Genomic DNA, 20427 nt, shown 5'->3' with positions numbered 1-20427 from the left:
GGACCGTAATGAGGCGATTTCTCGTAATAGGTTGCGGCGGATCCGGCGCTGTCACCCTCGCGTACATGATGGATCAACTCCGGTCCGACCTTGCCGCCGTGGGTGTCGACAAGATTCCCGGCGGCTGGCAGTTCGTCAGCGTCGACGTGCCGACCGCTCCCGAAGCCGGACCCGACGGACTCGGAAACGTCCGGGATCAGGGCGGCTACTACTTCGGCAGCGGACCGCAGGGTGATTCGTACGCGGTGCTCGACAATGCGTTGAGCAACCAACTCGGCGCGCGCAACAGCCTCGACGAGATCGGCACCTGGGCTCCGCGGGATCCGTCTGCCGTGACCGTCCCGATCGGGTCGGGCGCCGGCCAGTACCGTGCGCTCGGCCGCATGATCACCTTGAGCAAGGCCGGCGGCATCCGCGACACGTTGCAGCACGCGTGGGACCAGCTGTTCACGGTGCAGACCGCCAGCGAGATGTCGGCTCTGAAGATCCCCGGCAGTGGGAGTTTCGAGCAGGAGGAGTCGCCCGTCGTCCTGGTGGTGTCGTCGATGGCCGGTGGTGCCGGTGCGTCGATGGCCCTGGATGTGTGCCGGATCCTGACCCTCATCCCGAAGCTCGACCCGCGGCTCATGGGTGTGTTCATGGTTGCCCCCGACATCTTCGACGGGCTCGGCCGCAGCGCGACCACAGGTGTGCGCGCCAACGCACTCGCGATGCTCGGGGAGATCGTCGCGAGCCAGCTCGGGTCGGCCCGCGAGCACGACGTCGAGACTTTGCGTGCTCTCGGCCAGCAGAGCGGGACGGGGGAGAAGGTGCCGTTCGCGCGGGTGTTCCCCGTCGGCCGCCGCGTCGGCGTCGAAGGTGCACCGTTCGGTGACGGCTCCCAGAAGGCGATCTATCGAGGCATGGCCCGCGGTCTCGCCGGCATGATGATGAGCGGCGCCGCGACCCGCCAGTTCGTGCAGTACGACCTGACGAACGGTGCCGGGTTGTCCGGTCAGCGCGACAACATCGGCTGGGGCGGGCAGTGGGACAACCTGCCGTGGGGAACGTACGGTTTCTCGAGCCTGAGTATGGGACGCGACCGGTATGCCGAGTACTCGGCGCAGCGTCTGGCCCGGAGCACCGTCGACCGTTTGCTCGACGGCCACCGCAATCCCGCGAACGTGGCGTCGGACGACGATCAGGTCAACGCGATTCTCGACAGTCAATGGCAGACGTTGCTCCACACCATGGGATTGCCTGTGGTGCATGCGGATCCGCGCGGCGCCCAGGTCGGTGTCGGGCCGTGGCTCACCCAGGTGGTGTTGCCGTCGGACGACGGGTTGCGCATGTCACGGCAGATCGTGGAGAACGAACTGCGCGGCTACCTTCCTTCGGGCGGCGGGCTCAGTGCGTCGCAGTGGGTGCCCGAGATCAACCGGGCCCTCGCGTCGCGTCGTCAGGCGCTTGCGACGTCGGCGGAGCAGCACGCGCTCGGGCATGCCTTCCAATGGCATCGGCAACTCGGTGGTCGAATCGAGCAGGCGGTGTCGAAGGCGATCTCCGATCTGGGCCTGCCGTACGCGACGGCGCTGGTGAACCGGTTGTCCGTCCTCGTCAAGGATCAGGTCCGGGCCGGCGCCGACGAACTGTCGAAGCAGGGCCCTGCGGACATCACCGCCCAGTCTGCCGAGACCGCCCAGATGTTGGGGGCACTGAAAGGCAATATCGAGAGCGACGCCGACATCCTCGAACGTGTCATCTCGAGCTGCAGCCAGAATGTGTACCGGCAGCTGTATGCGTCGTTGTCCGGCAAGGTCTCCGAGGTCGCGGCGGCGCTGGTGCCCGAGATCCTCAAGCCGCTGCTCGATGCGCTCAACGAATCGCAGACTGCGCTGCGGAAGGCGCGGGCCAAGCCTGCGAGCGACGTCGGCCTGGCCCGGTTGTCCACCGACCAGTACGGCGCGTGGCCCGCGGACAAGAGCGACCGCGTCCCGAAGCGGTTCGCGGAGGCCAACAACGAGGTGATGCTCACGCCGTCGGCCGACTTCATGGACCAGTACAGGACGGACCTTCCGTTGGCGGTGTCGTCGGACGGTCCGGGGACACCGCCGTTCGAGGCCGCAGTCCACAGTGCGGTCGCCGATGTGGTGACCGGTGTCTGGTCGACCATCGACGGCAGCAGGCCCCCGGGCGACGAGCATCCCCTGCTCGAGCGCACCTCGGCGTGGCGTACCCGTGCGTTCCCGTTCGATCCGGGAACCCGCGAGGCGCTCGTCCCGTCCGCCGGACGCTACGACGTCCATGTGCGTCCCCACGAGCTGCTCGAGCGGGCACGTCAATTCGTGGCCCGCACCGGGGAGTCGTTCGACAGGTTCTGCCGGGTGTCGCTGCGCGAATACATCGAGGACATCACGGTCCCCGAGTACGCGCTCGACGAGCGCCGTGAGCGTCTGCGGTCGAAGTTCGTCGAGGCCTTGTCGCTGGCGCGTCCCCTGGCCAGCGTGAATCAGCAGGCGCTCGAAGCCCTGCATCCGGGCCAGCAGATCGAGTACCGCTACAAGTTCACGTCGATCCCGTTCCTCAATCTTCCGGTGGCGGATTCGCTGTCGCAGGTGCTGCAGAAGAACACGATGATCGACCACGAGACGCGCGCCGAGTTCGCGAGATTGCTGACCGAGGAAGACAAGCTCACCCGCATCGACATCTTCGGCTCGTACCCGAACTACTCTCCTTTGGCATACGATTCGGTGCTCACTCCGGCAGCGAAGCAGTGGGCGGATTCGACTCCGGCGCAACAGGAAGCGTTCTGGCAGTGGCGCCGCTCGCGCCCGTTGGCGGCGTCGTTGCCGATGCACGAGAGTGAACGTCGGGCCATGGCGGCCGGGTGGTTCCTCGGTCTGGTGGTGGGCCGTCTGCGTCTCCCGCCCGAACCGTACGACGAGCCGGTGCGGGTGTGGGATTCCGGAACCTCGACATGGGTGGACTTCCCGAATCCGCTGCTCACCCCGCCGGCCCGCTTCCTCGCCAACAACGACTGGTTGCCCGCGGTCCTCGAATCGGTGTTGCTGGCGATGGCGCGGTCGCACGAGTCGCCGGTGATGAGCTCGATGTTGCCGTATCGCGCACTGCGTGCGATCTACGACGCCTCCGCGGAGAAACCGGCGAGCGGCATCCTCGAGGTGTCGGCGAAGTCGGTGCTCACCGACTGGCTGCGCACCGGAAACACCGCGACGGGCTGGCAGTCGCAGGTCGCCGAGACCGGTGCGGGGATTCCGATCGACGTGCGAGCGAAGAACGCGATCACCTGGCTGTCCAGTGTCCGCGATCTGACCGGTCAGCACTATCTGGCGCCGGGCCACGACGGCGCCCCGGGTGGTGGCGTCTTCTCGACCATCACGGTGCGCGAACAAGCGTCCCAGACGCCGATCTACCGCGACATCGCCCCCGACGTGCATTGGGCCACAGGGGAACTCATAGAGCTGATCCAGGAGTGCGCAGTGCGCGCGGAGCAACCCGACCGTCCCGAATTCGACAAGCAGACCTCGAACGCACCGACACCCACAGCACAGACGTTCCAGATCCCGAACATGGGGCAGTTCTGATGGCAGCGCGCGGCACACAGATTCTGACGGTGTTCGTGGCCACGCCGGGTCCCGCCGAGGGGGTCCGGGATGTGCTGCGGGATCTGTCCGCAGCCGAGCTCGTCGGCTCGTACGTGTGGATCGACGACACCCGGGTCGACGCCCCCGGCACTCGCATACCGGCCGTGGAAACCGATCGGGGTGTCGACCATGTCGTCGCCCTCCAGGATCTTCTCGCCTCGCGTCACTACGACCTGGTGCGACTGTGTGTGCTGGTGCCCAGCGGCGCGACCGCGGTGCCGGTGCGACTCGAGACGGAGACCATGTTCGCCGACCTGCTGTCGTCGAACTCCGGTGGTGCACGGAGCGTTCGGATGCGTGTGCTGCTGCGACGCCCAGCGGATGCGCATGCGGTGTCGGCTGTTCCGGCGCTCGCCGGTTGGCACAACCTGATGGTGGCACCCGAAGATTCGCGGGGACCCGGCATGGGCCACGAGTCGCTGAAGCTGACCACCGATCCGATCGACGTCGGACGGCAGGCCGCGCCCGTCATCGCGGGCATCACCGGCCTGTGGACCGACGACGACCACACCCCGTTCGACGAACTTCCCGTCCTGCCCGGCAGCTCCCTGCGCGTGGTGCGCTCCTTCTACCGTCGGCTCGACACGTCCCACGCCGAACACCGATTGCACTCGGAACTCCTGGATTTCGACGGGCAGCTCCCACTCCCACGCGACGCCGGGACCGCTGTCCTGTACGTCGACGACGTGCCGACGGCCACCCGGCAGATGGCGCAGGCGCTGTGGACGAAACACGGGCATCTGCTGACCAGCGCCCGAATACCGACGCCCCGGAAGCGGGAACCGCGCCACATCCGGTTCCGCGACGCGCTACGCATGTTCGGCCGGTTCCTCGCCGCCGTCCTCACCAACGCGCCGTCCCGACTGATCGGCCGCGCGGAGAACCGGGCCTCGGCATCGCTGGCCGCCAAGACGCAACGCGCTCTGTTCGGTGGCTCGCAGAGCGCGTACCGCGTAGTGGTCGGTGGGGTCGATGCGGACGGTCATCGTGCCGGATGGGGCGAGTACGAATCGGCGTCGCGAGAGATCGGTGCTGTGCTCGACGGCGGCAAGAACGCTCCGCACGCCGCAGCACCCGACCTGTCCGCGCTGTGGCGCGACTATTCGCGGGCCGCGCTGACCCTGGCGGATGCCAGCGAACGATCAGCGGGACTACCACCTGTCCAGGTGGGCGCGCACCGCGCTGTGCTGCGCTCGGCGTCGGACATCGTGCCCGGCCCGGGCGAGGATTTCACCGACATCCCGGGCGTGGTGTCCGCAACCACGTCGACGCACGTCATCGAAGCACCCGACATCCTCGGGGTCGACGAATTCGGCCGCCGACTGCGGGAACTCGAACAGGATCCGGTGATCGGGTTGGACGCGCGCCGCACCGGCGCCGCGATCAAGAGTTGGCGAGAGCGCACCCGGGCGAGCTTCGCGGTCGGCTTCGGTTCGATCCTCACCGACCGGCTCGCGGCCGACGTGTCCGAGGCCGGCAGACTGCTCGAACGGTTGAAGAGCGCCGAAGCGCTGCGGGATCCGGCAGAGGAGAGCGCCGAAGTGCACAAGCGGATGTTCCGCAAGGTGCACATCGCAGGTGTGGTTGCGGTGGTGATCGCCGTCATCGCGGGTCTGCTGGCGTGGCAGGAGATCATCTCCTGGTGGGCCGGCGGCACCGTCATCGCGCTGTGCCTGCTGGGGTGGGCGATCGCGCTGACGGTGATCTGCTGGAGGTCGCAGCAGAACCTCGAGGAGCTACTCGTCGAACGCGAACGGACGACCGCCGCCCACGAGGCCGACCGCACCAACCTGCGTCTGACACTGCGTGAGATCGAGGTGCTCACCGGCGCCTACCGTCAATACCTGTCGTGGAGCAGAGCACTCGGAGCATTCCTGGCGAAGCCGCTCGGTGTGGCAGAGCATGTCCTCACCGCACGCAGACGCATCGAATGGGGTCTGCCGCGACACAGCGCCATCGGTTCGGGAATCCCCGCCGACGACACCGTGGCACGTGTCGCCGACGAGCTCCGTCAGGATCTGTTCACCGTCGGATGGCTCACCGAACCGTGGGACACCGTCGCGCGCGGCGCCGGAGCCGCTCTCGGTGGGTCGGCACAGGACATCGACCGCGATCCGAGCCTGCTCGCCGTGAAGGCCGGTGCGGGATCGGGTTCTCCGCTCGACGAGTGGTCGCTGCTGTTCCACCGAGGTCAGGTGCGGTCGAGCGGCGCGACGATGCTGTGGAATCGGGCAATGGCCGAACTCACCGGCCCACGAACCGAGCTCGCGCGAGAGCTCGTCGGTGTGGTCGAATACCGGGTCGACGGTGAGGTCCAGCACGCCGGCGTCGACGATTTTCTGGCCGGAGTCGGGATGCCCACGGAAGCGGGGTTCTTCGACCGGGCCGCGTTCAGCGACACCGCGACCATGCGAGGCACGTCCGCAGTGGCGGGAGAGGTGCTCTCGCGTACGAGGGTGGGATGCGGGCTCGTGGCCGTGACCACCCAGTTCACCGAAGGCATTTCGGGTGAAGACCTGGCACAGCCGCCCGCGAAGCACGCCGCTGCGGTCGAGGTCACGCACGTGCCGGACATCGAGTTGCGTCCCGCACAGCCCGAGGACACTCGGGTCGGGCGTGCGGGCAACGGTGCGTATGTGGCTCCGGCCATCGACGGCCTCGAGTTCTGAGAGCGAGGGGTTCAGTGTCCGAAGGTGTCTTCGAAGCGTTACAGCGGTGGCGACAGGGCGAGGTCGACGCGTCGCGGTTGCGGCCGGGCCTGATCAAAGACACGCACCTGCAGCAGATCATCCGATCGAATCGGCGAACGGTCGACGAGATCGAACCGATGTTGCCGCGGCACGCCAAAGCGCTCGTCGGCGGTATCGTCGAAGTCCTGGCAGCCACGGAGGAAACTGCTCCGGAGGGCGTCTCCACGTCGAAACACGCGGCGGTCGAGCCGGAGCCGGTCCCCGAGCCGGTGGAACCGTTACCGGGCAGCGAATTGCTGGTGGATCTGCACACCGAGGATTTCTGCGAGTTCCTGCACGGGGAATCCGAGTACGAAGTCGGTCCGATGGCCATCGCCCCGGAACCGCGTGGCGGGCACCGGCTGGAATGGACCGGACTGCCCGAGAGCCCCGGCACGACCGTGCTGTACCGGGTGGTGTCCGGTGAAACCCACCGCGCCTACAAGCCCGAGGCAGGCCGGCTTGTCGGCGTCACCCGCGGCACGCTGATCGTCGACACGGCGCCGTCGGCTGCCGCCGTGCGCTACCTGCAGGTGTGGGCGCACATCGGGAACAACGAACGCGACGCGGCCGAGCGCCAACCGGTCCTGGTGGCCGAAGGGCACCTGCTGAGCGCGGTGGACGGGTTCGTCGTCATCGAGGACGACGGCACCGTCATCGGCCAGTGGTCGGTGTGGCCCGGAGTGTCGCGAGTGCGGGTACTGCGGATCCCACTCGACGGACGATCACCCGTCACCAACGACCCCCGGCACCGCATCCTCGCCGACCAGCCGAATTTCGGCGGCTTCGTCGATCGCGACGCCCAACGTGGACACCGTTACCTGTACCGGGCGATCTGCGAGGTGGAGGTGGACGGCCACACCCGCCTGTCTCCGGCCGCGCAGTCGGAGGTTCTGGTGTCCGCTGTGCTCGAACCGGTGTCGGATCTGCAGATCACCACGTACGGGCAGGGCGACGATCTCCACTTCGACCTCGGCTGGACCCCACCGGACATCGGCGCGGTCGTCATGTACCGCACCGAAACCGCACCTCGCGCCGGTATCGACCGCACCCTCCTGGAAGCAAGTGCGCTCGACGTCTCCGGCGGCCTCCCGGAATCGGCGCGACTCGTTCACCCCGTGGTGGTCGAACAGGGCGGCCGACACGCCATGACCACCGTGTCGTGGCCGAGAGGGTGGGTGCGCGCGTACTTCACACCGGTGACGATGCTCGACGGTCAGGTTCAGGTGGGGCGCACCGTCATCGCGACCCGGCCGCTTCCGGCACTGACCGGTGTCCGGATCGTCGAGAGGTGCTCCGAGCAAGTGGTGACCTTCCCGTGGCCGGACGGGGCGGCGTCCGTGTCCGTGTACGTCAGCGCGCCCCAGGTTCCGGCGGAGCATGCCATCGAACAGCGACCGGTCGCGGAGATCTCACGATCGCAGTACGAGCGGGACGGTGGCCTGCACCTGACGGACCAACTCGCCGCGCAGGGTTGTGCGGTGCATGTGGTCGCGATCGCCTACACCCGCGGTGAGCGCATCGTGGGCATTCCGGCGACCGTCGACTATCCGGGCCTACTGCGCATCCAGTACACGGTCACGCCGCGCATCACACTCGGTGGTGGCGTCGTTCTCGCGATACAACTCGCATCCGAGATCGAACTGACCACGGCACCGCCCTTCGTCGTCATCCACAACCTCACCCGGTTGCCGCTGAGCGCGAGGGACGGACAACCCTTGGAGGTCCGCGGAGGAGTCGGCACCCATCCGGGCGCGCGTAACTTCCATCCGAAAGGACTTCGGCGCGAATGGGGACAGCCATGGCTGGTCGACGTCGGCGACACCGACACGGGATTCGTGCGAGTGTTCCCCGACGTGCGTCCCGAACAGGCATGCACCATCGCGCTGCTCGACCCGCCGATCGAACAGATCGACCTCCGCCTCATCGATCGGACACCGATCGATGACCCGGTGGAATGACGTGACCGCCGACGACGCCGACCGTCCACGGTTCGGCCAGCTCTCCTACACCTCCTTCGACCGCCCCGGGGGCGCAGGGGGCGGTGGCTGGCAGGTCAAACAGACAATCGGAGGACTCGACGCGGGCGAGGAAGAACGACTACGGGAAGGGGTCGTGACGCGGTTCGAATCGGTTCCCCCGATCCCGCGGTTCCCGAACGCCGACGAGGTGCGCCGCCGCCCCCGCCGACTGATGTATGCGCCGGGGACAGGCACGACAGGTTTCTACTGGCACACGGTCCCGGCCGGCGCCGATGCCTCCGGAAGACCCGGCAACGTCTTCGCCCACGCGCTCCTCGACCGGCGTACCGATTCCGCAGACATCACGCGACCGATCGAACGATGGGGCGCGCGCGAATGGCTCACGCCCTACGGCTCGGAAGATGTTGCCACCGCGGAATTCTCGAGATTCGATCCTGCGCCGAGCGGCCGCACCTCCCGCGACGCCACCTTGGGATTCCTCCTCGACCCGACCACCTGGCGTATCGGCATCTTCAGCGTCCTGCTCGACGCCGTCGCTCGGGCATTGAACCGTGGCTCTCCCGTCGTTCTCGGCTGCGCAGACCCGGACAACGCGGCCCACTGGATCGCTGCGGTCTCCCATTTCATGTCGCCGGGAACCAGCCGATGTTTCGGATGGTCGACCTTCGATCGACTCCACACCGTCGCCGACGCCGTCGCCCGCGGCGCGCACCTGGTCGCGGTGCCACTCGAAGATCTTCCGGGTGACACACCCGGATGCGTCGTATTCGGCGAGAACGAATCGACCGATCTCGGCGAGCTCGACGGGGAACCACACTGCGTCGACAACGGCGATATGGTGCCCGTGACCCCGTGGTCGCTGATGGCACAGACCGTTCTCGTCGACGAATCGGTTGCCGCACGCACCCTGGGCCTGCAGGACGAGATAGCGACCAAGGTGGGCGACCACCGACTGTCCCCGATGTGGCCGCTGGCGATGGCGGTGGTGGCGGACAGCACCCTGCACGACTCGCTGGACGAAGCGACGACGGTGCTCCTGGAACAGAGCCCCGACGCGGTGACCGAATCGGAATTCGCGTCGTTGATCGTCGACGTCGTCGACAGAAACCTCGGCGACACCGTCGACGAAGCCGCCCGTGCGCTGGGCCGATGGCACGAGGACGACGGCCTCGCTCCCGTGGTGCGCAGCCTCGCCGGCCGAGTGTTCGCATACCGGGTCTTCCACGATCGCGCATGGTTCCGGAACGCCCAGCCGTCGCAGCGCGTGTTGCTCGAATACTGCGACCGGACAACCGAGCTCGTCATGGAAGCCGATCGTCTTCTCCGCGAACTGCGCGCACGCGCACATTCGGCACAGCGGATCGATGACGTTGCGGCCGAAGCGCTCTGCACACTCGATGCGCTCATCCGAGCGGATCTCGTGAGCAGACACGGTGAAGATCAGGTCTTCGAAATCCTCGAACTCGTCGTCGTGCCGGTGCTGTGCGACCCGACTGCAGGCCGGCAACTCGTCGCTGTGGTCGGAGCGGTGGGGGAGAGCACATGCACCGACTACCTGCAGCCGGCCGTGATCACACACCCTGATTTCCTTGCGCGGCCGATCGGTGCGCGACTCGACAACTCCGTGTTCACGTGGCTGGCGAGCAGCCTCACCGGAGTTCCCACCTTCGACGAGTTCGCAGCGGATCCATCCATGACGACCACACCGCAGAGCGTGATCATCGCCGAAGGAGTGTTCTCCCTCGCCGCACAGGGAGAAGGCGCGCGAGTGCGCCCCGAGCTGGCCGCCGTCGCGCTGTGGCGCGCGTTCTTCGAACTCGACGAAGGGGCAGGGCCGATCCGCGAGCTGGACACCCTCGTCGACTCGCCGCAGTGGTCTGCCGCGCAATGGTGCCGAGTAGTCGAAACCCATCGGCGAGTGGTCGCTCCGCGCTTCCTGCAGGACGCCGTGGTGGGTGAGCCGTGGAGCTCGGAGGTCGAGATGCTTGCCCGGCACATTCTGCACCTCCTCGACAACGACCGTTCGGTGTCGTGGCCGCAGGATCCGCGTCATGACGCACTCGCCGGGGCATGGGCGTCGATTCGGCTGCGGAACAGCTGGAACGGGATCGGAGACCGCGATCTGGACCGCGACCTCGGCCGGTGCGGCCTACCGGCCATCGCTGATTACGCCCGACACTACGACGCTGGTCTGCCCGATGATGTCCTTGCAGGACTGGCCGTGTTCATCGTGGCAGCGAAGGCCCGCTCGATAGAGATTCCCGCACTACCGCCGAAGCATGTGGACGCACTGGCCGACGCCGTCGACCTCAACGCAGGATTCGTCGTCGACTCGCTTGTCGCCCTCGCGCAATCCGGTGCAGTAGAAGAACAGTGGGTCATCGCCTACGCCGTGTTGAGTTCACCCGACGCTCCCGACGTGGCTCGGGTGATCGACTCCCTCGGTGTGCTGGCGCATTTCGTCGTGGGGCGTGGCTCCGAGGCCGGATCCGCGCGGCGCGGGCTTCTCGACGAGGTCGCCACCGAGATCCTGCCGGAGCCGTGGAACCTCGGCCCCCGGGATCTTCGCGGGGTCCACGCGGCCGTGCGCGCCGAACTCATGGAATTCCGCGACCGCGGTGTCGACAGGGCCCGCGACGCCTATGCCGCGTTCGTCGAGTGGTGGTACGACCAGCGGCTCTCCGACGCAGAACACGCACTTTCCAGGCCGAGAGGACAGATCTGATGCCCGGTTACGTACTCGATGGTGCCGGTCGGGTGGAGCTATCGCGACAACCCCTCGCGATCACGGTGACCGCGCTCGACGTGCCGGTGACGGTACGCGCGATCACCGCAGACGGTGCAGACGCCCCGTCGGTGCTGTACCCGAAACCCGGCTTCGTGGTGCTCCCGCGCGTCGACGCGGAAGTCGTCGTCGTGGCGACACCGGGCCACGATCTGGGCTTCCCCCAGGGAACCGTGCTCCAGGCCACCGTCGCTGTCGACAGCAGCCACAGCCTCGACCCCGACCGTGCCGAGCTCACCCCACTCGACGTGTCGGGGCTACACCACGTCGAACTCGCCACGATCACACCGGTCGGTCAGCGGCTCGCCGTGGCCGCACGGAAGACTGCCGTCGACGTTCCCCTCACCGACCTCGGTGCCCGGGCACGATCCGCTGCGCGCGGGGCGCTCGGCGTCGACCGGTTGCCCGAACGCCGCCAGGTACGGGTCGAGGTGGACGTCGACACCACGATGTCGATGCTTCCACTCATCGAGGACGGCAGCATCCGTGACGTCGTCGACCTGCTCACCGGTGTCGCCGCGGTCATCGGACGTCGAGAAGAACTGCATGTCAACCTCATCGGCCGCGACGTGACCGCAGTGCACATCGGTGAACTGCGGGGCGCGGCTGCAGCCGCGCAGAAGGCGCTCGACTCCGCGGGATTGGGTATCGGGTTCCGCTCGGCAACAGTGGATCGATCCCGCTACATCGAGCCGACGCTCGTTCTCACCGTCACCGACGGCGTACCGGCAGATCACGCTGCCGCCGTCGCAGGGGTTCGCAGACGTCCGATCGTCCTTCAGGTCGGTGGGGCGGCGGCCGAGATCGAGCAGATGGGGAGTGTCGAGCGGAGGCGGACTTCGGTGGTCCCGGCAGCTGGCCATGCTCTCGCGGGTCGTGGTTGGCTGGACGACCCTCAGGAACTGTTCCGGACGGTGAAGTCGCTCGTGTCGGGTCTGCCGACCACGGAGTCGGAAGGTGCCCTGTGATGACGAAATGCCCACGGTGTTTCACGGTATTGTCTGCGGACCGGACTGCATGGGTGCCGACCGCGCCGGCAGAAGTGGAGCCCGACCAGGTCGCCACCGCATATCAGGGCACGCCCGTGCGCTCCGGGAAGGTCGTGCACCTCGACCGTCCGGCCGGTGCCGCCGATGAGTGGGCGCCCGGTGCCGATGTGGTCGAGGAGAAGGCAGGCGGGCCCGCCGCCGAGGTGTGCACGACATGCCACTACCGACTCCCCTCGGGGTTGCGGGGCTCGCAGACCACGTGCATCGCAATGGCCGGTGCCCGTGCAACGGGAAAGACCGTCTATATCGCAGTCCTCGTCAAGACGCTGCAGTTGTTGGGGGAGCGTCTCAATTGCGTGGTGGAGCCGGCGACCGCCGAAACCGAGATGGTGTACCGGGAGCTGTACGAAAAGCCGCTGTACGAAGAGCGCGGCATCCTCGAATCCACGCCCGCCGCCCACACGAGCAATCAGTATCAGCGGGAACCGCTGATCTTCTCGCTCGGCACCTGGAAGGGGCGACGACAGTACCTCGTGCTGCGCGATGTGGCAGGGGAGGACCTGGAGAACCCCAATAACGTTCACGTGCAGCACATGCGGTTCTTCGCGCAGGCCGACGGAGTGGTGTTCATGTTCGATCCACTCAAGGTCGAATCCGTGCGGCAGCAACTGCACGATCTCGTTCCGGTTCAGGAGCGAGTGGGTGGTGATCCACGTTCGGTGCTGCGGACGGTGCTGTCGATCATCGGAGATTCCACTCCGAACCTCGCCGTCGTCTTGTCGAAGTTCGATGCGCTGCAGTCACTTCACCACGTCGAAGGTAGCGGCTGGAGCGAGGTGATGGCGCAGCGAGGAGCAGCCTTCTCCCGCGACCCGAGCCTCCAGTACGCGCCGTACAACGAGGTCGACGGGCGGCTGCTGCACGAGGAAGTGCGGAGTCTGCTCGACAAACTCGAGGCCAAGTCGATGGTGATGGCGGTGGATCAGCCGCACACCGGCACCGTGTTGAAAAACAGGTTCTTTGCCGTCTCTGCGCTCGGCGAATCGCCTGTCGGGGATCGGCTTCACCACAACGGGATTTCACCGTTCCGGTGCCTCGATCCCGTGCGGTGGGTGCTCGCTCAGCGGGGTGTGTGGGTGTAGTCCGATCGAACGACATTTGGGATGTAACACCCGAACATGCGTGCCGATGAGTGTGTAGACGTACTTGTCGTATCAAATACTCTCTACACGTGTGTTTTTGAAGGGAATCGAATATGTCGTGGGTTCTGGGCTCGGGTATGTCGCGACGCATCGGTATGACGAGTGGACGACGCACTGTCGCGACAATTCTGACGATCGCGGGGTTGGTGACGGGACTGTCGGCTTGCGGCTCGGACGCGGAGACGGGTTCCGCCGCAACATCTGAGGCGACGTCGTCGGCGCAGCCGTCTACCTCCTCGGCAACTCGGACTTCGTCAGCATCATCAACGACAGTGCCGACGAGCACGACGACGGAATTGCCTGTATCGACAGATGTGGTCAAAGCCGCACCGGCGCCGGTTGTCACCTCCTCGACTGCACCGGTTGTGACTTCGGTCCCGATGCCGAATGTCGTATGTATGAATCTTCAGGATGCGCAAGATCTGATTCAAGCGCTGGGTGTGTTCTATTCGCGGAGTTCGGATGCGACAGGTAAGGGACGGAATCAAGTGCTCGACGCGAACTGGGTTGTAGTCGGCCAGAACCCGGATGCAGGCGTTCCGATCAGTGAAGGTGATGCAGTTCTTTCGGTAGTCAAGATCGGCGAAACGAACGCATGCTGACACCGTGAATATCCTGGTTCAACGGTCGTCGCCGGGCACTCACCGCATCACCGGGAGGACTGCGCTGTTGGACCGCCAGAGGCTACCTCGACGAATGCGCGCGGATCGGGCACGGCAACGAGGACATCTCGCGCACGATCTCGGCGAGCTGTGCATGCATCGGTTCGGCCGCGACAGGATCGGCGAGCATTGTGATCATGACGTCCGGAGTGACGTGCATGTAGATGTCCCGGACGGTCCACCCCGGTAACCGGGTCTCGGCAGCCCACTGCTCGTCGGACAGTTCCGCGGCCCGCTTCGCCCACATCCGCCACAGTCGGATCAACAAATCTCGGTCTTGCTCGAACTCCACCACGACAGCCCCCGCATCTCCATGTGACAAACTCACTCGAATGGATCTGTTCCCCGCGATCGAACCATACGAATCGGGCCATCTCGCGGTATCCGACGGCAATTCTGTGTACTGGGAGACCATCGGCAATCCGGCAGGCCTTCCCGTCGTGTATCTCCATGGCGGTCCAGGGGCGGGTTGCACCGTGGGCATGCGGAGGTTCTTCGACCCGACCGTGTTTCGTGCCGTGCTGTTCGATCAGCGTGGTTGTGGGCGCAGCACGCCCCGCGCTGACGATTCGGCCACCGACCTCTCCACGAACACAACCGACCACCTCATCGTCGACATCGAGAGGCTTCGCGAACATCTCGGAATCGAGAGCTGGGTCGTGGCGGGTGCATCCTGGGGCGTCGCACTCGGATTGGCCTACGCGCAAGCACACCCTGACCGGGTCATCGGGATGGCGCTGGGCGCGATCACCTCGGGTACACGCAGGGAAGTGGAGTGGATCACCCGCGACATGCGGCGCATCTTTCCACGCGAATGGGAGCGGTTCGTCGAACCGGTGCCGGAAGACGAGCGGGACGGCAACCTGGCAGCCGCCTACGCCCGTCTGCTCACCCATCCTGACATCTGTGTTCGAGAGAACGCTGCGCTGCGGTGGTGCGAGTGGGAGGACACTCACATTTCGTTGATGCCAGGATGGGCGCCCTCCCTCAGATACCAGGACCCGACATTCCGGATGGTGTTTGCGCGCTTGGTCACCCACTACTGGGGCAATGATCACTTCTTTGTCGAGAATCAACTGCTCGATGGCATGGAGCAACTCACGGGAATCCCCGCGATCCTCGTTCACGGCCGATACGACGTGTCCGGTCCGCTCGACACCGCGTGGGAACTCTCCCGCCGGTGGGACGGCAGTCGTCTGGTCGTCATCGACGACGCCGGCCATGGTGGTGGCAGCTTCACCGGCCACCTCATCGAAGCGATCAACTCATTCGCCGGGAGGGCGGGTCGTGCACGCGACCTCTGTCGTGAGCGTCGGCGTGCGGCGCGTGCGATCGAGGTGATGAGTCGTCGGTGGAATGCCGGGGATACCGCTGCATTCGACGACCTCGCGGCCCCGCGTCGCACGCAGGATCGGTAGGTGTCGCCGAGCTATGAAAACCCCTGGATATCGCCTGGTCCGGGCGTGGTGTTACACAAGTCGATTCGGCCGTGACCTGCATTCCGCGCTGTCGGTGAGGTCCGGTAAGAATGTCGGTCATGTCGGTTTTCCATCCCGACGCGGAAGACATCAGGAGGTCGACGTGATCGATACGCGCGGACATGCGAACGGGCCTGCGACCCTGCCTCGTGGGCACCGCTGGGTGGTCGTCGACGTCGAGACGTCGGGTCTGCGTCCCAATGCGCACCGAGTGCTCAGCGTCGCAGCGTTGTCGCTGCGTGAAGACGGTTCCGTCGAACGCGAGTTCTCCACCCTCGTCAATGCCGACTGCGACCCCGGCCCGGTGCACATCCACAACCTGACGCGCGAGCGGCTCGCCGACGCGCCCCGCTTCACGGATATCGCCGGCGACCTCGCCGACATACTCGACGGCGGCGTGCTCGTCGCACACAACGCGTCGTTCGACTACGGATTCCTCGACGCCGAGTTCCGGCGGGCGGGCAGGTCGATTCCGGCCGGCCAGCGGCTCTGCACTCTGGCGTTGTCGCGGCGTCTGGAACTCGATGTCCCCAACTTTCAACTGTCGACCCTCGCCCAGCACTGGCAGGTCCAGCAGTTGCAGGCACACGACGCGTACGACGACGCACGCGTGCTCTCCGAGGTGTTCGTGCGCAGCGCCACCATGGCCGAGAGCCTGCAGCTGCCCTTGCCCGTGGTGAACTGCCGCAGCCGGAAGTCGGTGTACCCCGATTCGGTGCAGCGAGTGCCGTGCCAGTGGAAGAACCCGGGTCGCCTCACCGAGGCGGGGCTCGTCCAGGGCATGAAGGTGGTGATCAGTGGGTCCACCGACACTCCGCGGCTGACGTTGGCCGGGCGGCTGACGGAAGCAGGGCTCGACGTACTCAACAGCGCGAGTCGCCAGACCAGCGTCGTCGTCTGCAACGATGTCGCCGTGCAGACCGCCAAGGTGCGCAAGGCCATGGCCGAGGGCATTCCCGTCATCACCGAACAGCAGCTCGAAGCGCTGCTGGAACGAGTGGTGGCCGGCGAGCCCAAGGTGGCGACGGTGATCGACGTCGTCCCGCAGCAGGAAACCCCGGTGACGACGGCGACGCCCACGGCGGAGCCGCAGAGCTGGGCGCTCCAGGGCAAGAAGCCCAAGTTGTGGTCGGGGCGTCGAGTCCTCCTGCTGGGCGGCACCCACCTCGAAGCGGTCATGATGCGCTCCCGCATCGCGCAGCTCGGCGCCCGACCGTCCATCAACTTCACGGCCGCTGTCACCGACGCACTCGTACTCGAGGGCGCCGACGCGGACAAGCGGATGACGCGGGTCAACGATCGTCGGCTGCCGGTACTCACCGCGGACGACGTGAATGCGGCGATCGAGAAGGGCGTCGTCCCCGCGCACATGCGCACCGAATCCCGCCTGGCGGCCCCGGTGCTCTCCCAGGGCGAAGTGATCGACCTTCCGGCGAAGACCGAGCGGTGGTCGGTCAACATTGCCTGGAAGGCCGAAGCTGTCGGAGACGAATTCGACGTCGACATCGTCGCGTTCTTACTCGACAGTAATGAAAGAGTCGACACCGACGACGATTTCGTCTTCTACAACAACCCCGCTTACGACGACGGCGTGGTCGAGTTGACCATGGACGGCAGCAGCGAACAGTCCATCCGCGTCGACCTCGCCTCGATTCCGGACGACTGCGAGCGCATCGCGATCGCGGCGGCGATCGACGGAGACCGCACCTTCGGCGACCTCGGCGCGGTCTCCATCAGCGTGGACAGTGAGGCGGGCACTGCCGCCACCGCGGTACTCGACGCAGGCACCACCGAGCGCACCATGGTGCTCGCCGAGATCTACCGACGGTCCGGGAAGTGGAGGTTGCGGTCGGTGGGGCAGGGGTACGACGACGACCTCGCCGCGCTCGCAGTGCGATACGGCGTGGACGTGGACGGTATCGACTGACCGGTCTCGCTGTGGTGGGCATCCGCGCTGGCCTAGTATCAGTGGTCATGGATCCCACCGAAACTGCACCCGAGCAGGTCTCGATCGGGCGCGCCTGGAAGCACGCGCTCTCGGCCCGTCCGATGGTGTCCCAGAATCGGTGCAGGTCATGGTGTCACCGTCCGTCGTGATCCACAAGCCCCTTGTGGTTGACGCTTCGTGCGACTCGGATCGGCGAGTCGGCAGAGCGTCGTGACTCCCGTTGCCGACCACCCGAGGTTCGGTCAGCTCACCTACACCTCGTTCGACCGCCCCGGCACTGCCGGCGGCGGCGGTTGGCAGATCAAGCAGACCACCGGCGACATCGACGCGGACGAAGCGGAAAGACTGCTCGCCGGCGTCGTGACGCGGTTCGAAGAAGTTCAGCCGATTCCCCGGTTCCCGACTGCCGAAGAAGTGGAGAACCGACCCCGTCGATTGATGTATGTACCGGGAACAGGCAACTCGGGTCTGTACTGGCACACCGTTCCATCCGGCGCAGGATCCTCCGGGTGGTTCGGAAACGTGTTCGCCCACGCACTACTCGACCGGCACGCCGATGCGGCAGACACCCCGCGGCCGATCGAACGATGGCGCTCGCCCGAGTGGCTCACGCCGTACGGACCCCGCGACGTCGCTGCCGCGATCCTCTCGTCTCCCGAACCCCGGCCGAGTGATGTCGCTTCGCGCGCCGCCACCGTCGACTTCCTCCTCGAACCGAACGCATCGCGGATCGGTATCTTCAGCGTCCTGCTCGACGCGGTTGCTCAGGCATTCCGCGGGGGCTCACCCGTCGTCCTCGGGTGCACGGATTCGGACAGTGCAGCCGGATGGATCGCGGCAGTTTCACACTTCATGTCGCCCGGAACCAGCCGACGCTTCGGATGGTCGACCTTCGACAGGTTGCACACCGTCGACCACACGGTCGCGCGCGGCGCGCACCTCGTCGCGGTTCCGATCGAGGACCTTCCGGGCGACACCCCAGGTTGCGTCGTGTTCGGTGAGAACGAATCGCCGGCCCTCGGCGTGCTCGATGGGGAACCGCATTGCGTCGACAACGGCGACCTCGTACCTGTGACCCCTTGGTCGCGGCTGGCGCAGATCGTCCTCGTCGACGAATCGGTTGCCGCCCGCACCCTGGCGCATCAGGACGAGATCGCGAGGAAAACGGGCGACGACGATCTCTCGCCGATGTGGCCGCTGGCGATGGCGGTGGTCGCAGACAGCGACCTGCACGACTCGTTGGACGAGGCGACGACGGTCCTGTTCGAACAGAGCCCCTCCACGGCGATGGAGTCGGAGTTCGCGTCCCTGATCGTCGACGTAGTAGACAGCAGCTTCGGCGACACCGCGGCGCACGCCGCCAGAGTATTCGGCGCGTGGCATGCCGGCGACCGGCTGGCTCCGGTTGTGCGGACCCTCGCCGGACGAGTCTTTGCATTTCGGGCGTTCCAGGATCGCGCGTGGTTCCGGAACATAGATCCATCGGATCGTGCACTGCTCGAATACTGCGATCGGACTCCCGAACTGGTGATGGACGCCGACCGCATACTCGGTGCGCTACGAAGCCGCCTGAATCACCCGTACGAGATCGAAGATGTGGCGATCTCGGCACTCCAGGTGCTCGATGCGATCATCCGAGCCGATCTCATGAGCGATGTCGGCCACGAGCTGGCCCTCGAGATCCTCGAACTCGTGGTGGTGCCGGTGTTGTGCGATGACGCCCGAGGTCCGCAGCTCGTCGCGGAGGTCGGCCCGGTCGGTCGCTCGACGTGCACCGACTACCTGCAGCCCGCAATGATCGGCCATTTCGACTTCATCGGCAGACCGCTCGGGTCTCGACTCGAACCTTCCGTGTTGGCGTTCGTTGCGAGCAGCGTGGCCGAAGTGCCCACATTCGACGAATTCGCGGCGGATCCGTCCCTGGTGAACACCACCCAGAGCATCATCACCGCTGAAGGTGTCTTCGCTCTCGCCGAACGAGGAGAGGGGGCGCGGGTGAGGAGTGAGCTGGCCGTCGTCGCCCTGTGGCGCGCGTTCTACGAACTCAACGAAGGCTCGGGGGTGATCCCGGGCCTGGACGACGTCGTCGCCGCCCAGCAGTGGACGGCTGCCGAGTGGCGTCAGATGGTCCAGACGTATCCGAGTGTGGTTGCCCCGCGCTTCCTTCAGGACGCTGTGGTGTGTGAGCAGTGGAGCACGGACGTCGAATTGCTCGCGCGTCACATCCTGAACCTCCTGGATCATGCAGGAGTCGCGCCGTGGCAGGAGGATGCACATCACGACGCACTTGCCGGGGCATGGTCGTTGATTCGGCTGAGGAACAGCTGGGACGGGATCTCCGAGCCGGAACTCGATGAGGATCTCGGGCGGTACGGTCTGCCGACGATCACCGACTATGCCCGGCACTACGAAGCGGACCTGCCCGATGACGTGCTCGCCGGTCTCGCGGTGTGCATCGTCGCTGCGAAGGCTCGTTCCGCGGTGCTTCCCGCGTTACCTCCGAAGCATGTTGCTGCACTTGCCGATGCAGTCGAAGTCAATGCCAGGTTCGTCGTCGACTCGATCGTCGACCTCGCACAGGCCGGTGCTCTGGACGAGAACTGGTTGATCTCCTACGCGGTGATGAGCTCGCCCGGCTCCCCGGATGTGGTGCTGGTATCCGAAACGGTCGGTGTTCTGGCGCATTTCGTCGTCGGATCCGAATCCGATCAGCATGGGATTCTCGACGAGGTCGCCACCGCGATCCTTCCGGAGCCGTGGAACCTCGGCCCACGAGACCTTCGAGGGGTGCAGGCATCGCTGAGTGCCGAACTCATGGAGTTCCGCGACCGCACCGTCGACCTGGCCCGCGAAGCGTATGCCGCATTCGTCGAGGGATGGTACGAGCAGCGGGTGGCCGGGGCGGAGCGCGCAATCTCCAGGCTGCGGGGGCCGTTCTGATTGCGCTCGCGCGAGACCATGTGTCCGACCCGTTGGGGCTGCCCGAGTTGCAGTTAGCGTCGTGTGGC

Annotated in this window: 11 protein-coding genes; 10 read left to right on the top strand and 1 reads right to left on the bottom strand. The window is 66.3% G+C overall.

Annotated elements, in window-relative coordinates; all coding sequences use genetic code 11:
- Positions 1-8: 8 nt before the first annotated feature.
- The 7 genes from ACZ46K_RS24010 to ACZ46K_RS23980 all read left to right on the top strand — a co-directional run bounded on the left by ACZ46K_RS24010 (position 9) and on the right by ACZ46K_RS23980 (position 13933).
- Positions 9-3584 (top strand): tubulin-like doman-containing protein, encoded by a 3576-nt coding sequence (locus tag ACZ46K_RS24010; RefSeq protein ID WP_464745145.1) that lies wholly within the window; start codon positions 9-11, stop codon positions 3582-3584.
- Positions 3584-6313 (top strand): magnesium transporter, encoded by a 2730-nt coding sequence (locus tag ACZ46K_RS24005; RefSeq protein ID WP_464745143.1) that lies wholly within the window; start codon positions 3584-3586, stop codon positions 6311-6313. Before ACZ46K_RS24010 ends, ACZ46K_RS24005 begins: the two co-directional genes overlap by 1 nt.
- 14 nt (positions 6314-6327) lie before the next feature.
- Positions 6328-8334, top strand: a complete 2007-nt coding sequence (locus tag ACZ46K_RS24000; protein ID WP_054804702.1) for a hypothetical protein — start codon at positions 6328-6330, stop codon at positions 8332-8334.
- Positions 8318-11080 carry a GAP1-N2 domain-containing protein gene (locus tag ACZ46K_RS23995; RefSeq protein ID WP_464745141.1) on the top strand — a complete coding sequence of 921 codons (2763 nt, stop codon included), beginning with the start codon at positions 8318-8320 and terminating at the stop codon, positions 11078-11080. The genes ACZ46K_RS24000 and ACZ46K_RS23995 overlap by 17 nt, the downstream gene beginning before the upstream one ends.
- Positions 11080-12108, top strand: a complete 1029-nt coding sequence (locus tag ACZ46K_RS23990) for a hypothetical protein (protein WP_464745139.1) — start codon at positions 11080-11082, stop codon at positions 12106-12108. Before ACZ46K_RS23995 ends, ACZ46K_RS23990 begins: the two co-directional genes overlap by 1 nt.
- Positions 12108-13271, top strand: coding sequence for a TRAFAC clade GTPase domain-containing protein (locus ACZ46K_RS23985; RefSeq protein ID WP_464745137.1), 1164 nt, complete (start codon positions 12108-12110; stop codon positions 13269-13271). Before ACZ46K_RS23990 ends, ACZ46K_RS23985 begins: the two co-directional genes overlap by 1 nt.
- A gap of 332 nt (positions 13272-13603) precedes the next feature.
- Positions 13604-13933 carry a PASTA domain-containing protein gene (locus ACZ46K_RS23980; protein ID WP_464745135.1) on the top strand — a complete coding sequence of 110 codons (330 nt, stop codon included), beginning with the start codon at positions 13604-13606 and terminating at the stop codon, positions 13931-13933.
- An 82-nt stretch (positions 13934-14015) separates the two neighbouring features.
- Here ACZ46K_RS23980 and ACZ46K_RS23975 read toward each other — a convergent pair whose 3' ends face one another.
- On the bottom strand, positions 14016-14321 hold the full coding sequence (locus ACZ46K_RS23975) for a maleylpyruvate isomerase N-terminal domain-containing protein (protein WP_464745133.1): 306 nt from the start codon (positions 14319-14321) through the stop codon (positions 14016-14018).
- A gap of 4 nt (positions 14322-14325) precedes the next feature.
- On the opposite strand from ACZ46K_RS23975, the gene pip reads away from it, so the two are divergent.
- The 3 genes from pip (at position 14326) to ACZ46K_RS23960 (ending at position 20359) form a co-directional block, all read left to right on the top strand.
- On the top strand, positions 14326-15411 hold the full coding sequence (gene pip, locus ACZ46K_RS23970; RefSeq protein ID WP_464745131.1) for a prolyl aminopeptidase: 1086 nt from the start codon (positions 14326-14328) through the stop codon (positions 15409-15411).
- Between the two features lie 163 nt (positions 15412-15574).
- Positions 15575-17398, top strand: coding sequence for a TerD family protein (locus ACZ46K_RS23965; RefSeq protein WP_464745130.1), 1824 nt, complete (start codon positions 15575-15577; stop codon positions 17396-17398).
- 231 nt (positions 17399-17629) lie between these two features.
- Complete coding sequence (locus ACZ46K_RS23960) at positions 17630-20359, top strand: GAP1-N2 domain-containing protein (protein WP_464745128.1); 2730 nt, start codon at positions 17630-17632, stop codon at positions 20357-20359.
- Positions 20360-20427 lie beyond the last annotated feature (68 nt).

This window comes from Rhodococcus sp. JCM 9793 (assembly GCF_055380405.1).
Note: the sequence above shows the minus strand (reverse complement) of the source record. Positions and strands in the feature narration are given on the sequence as shown.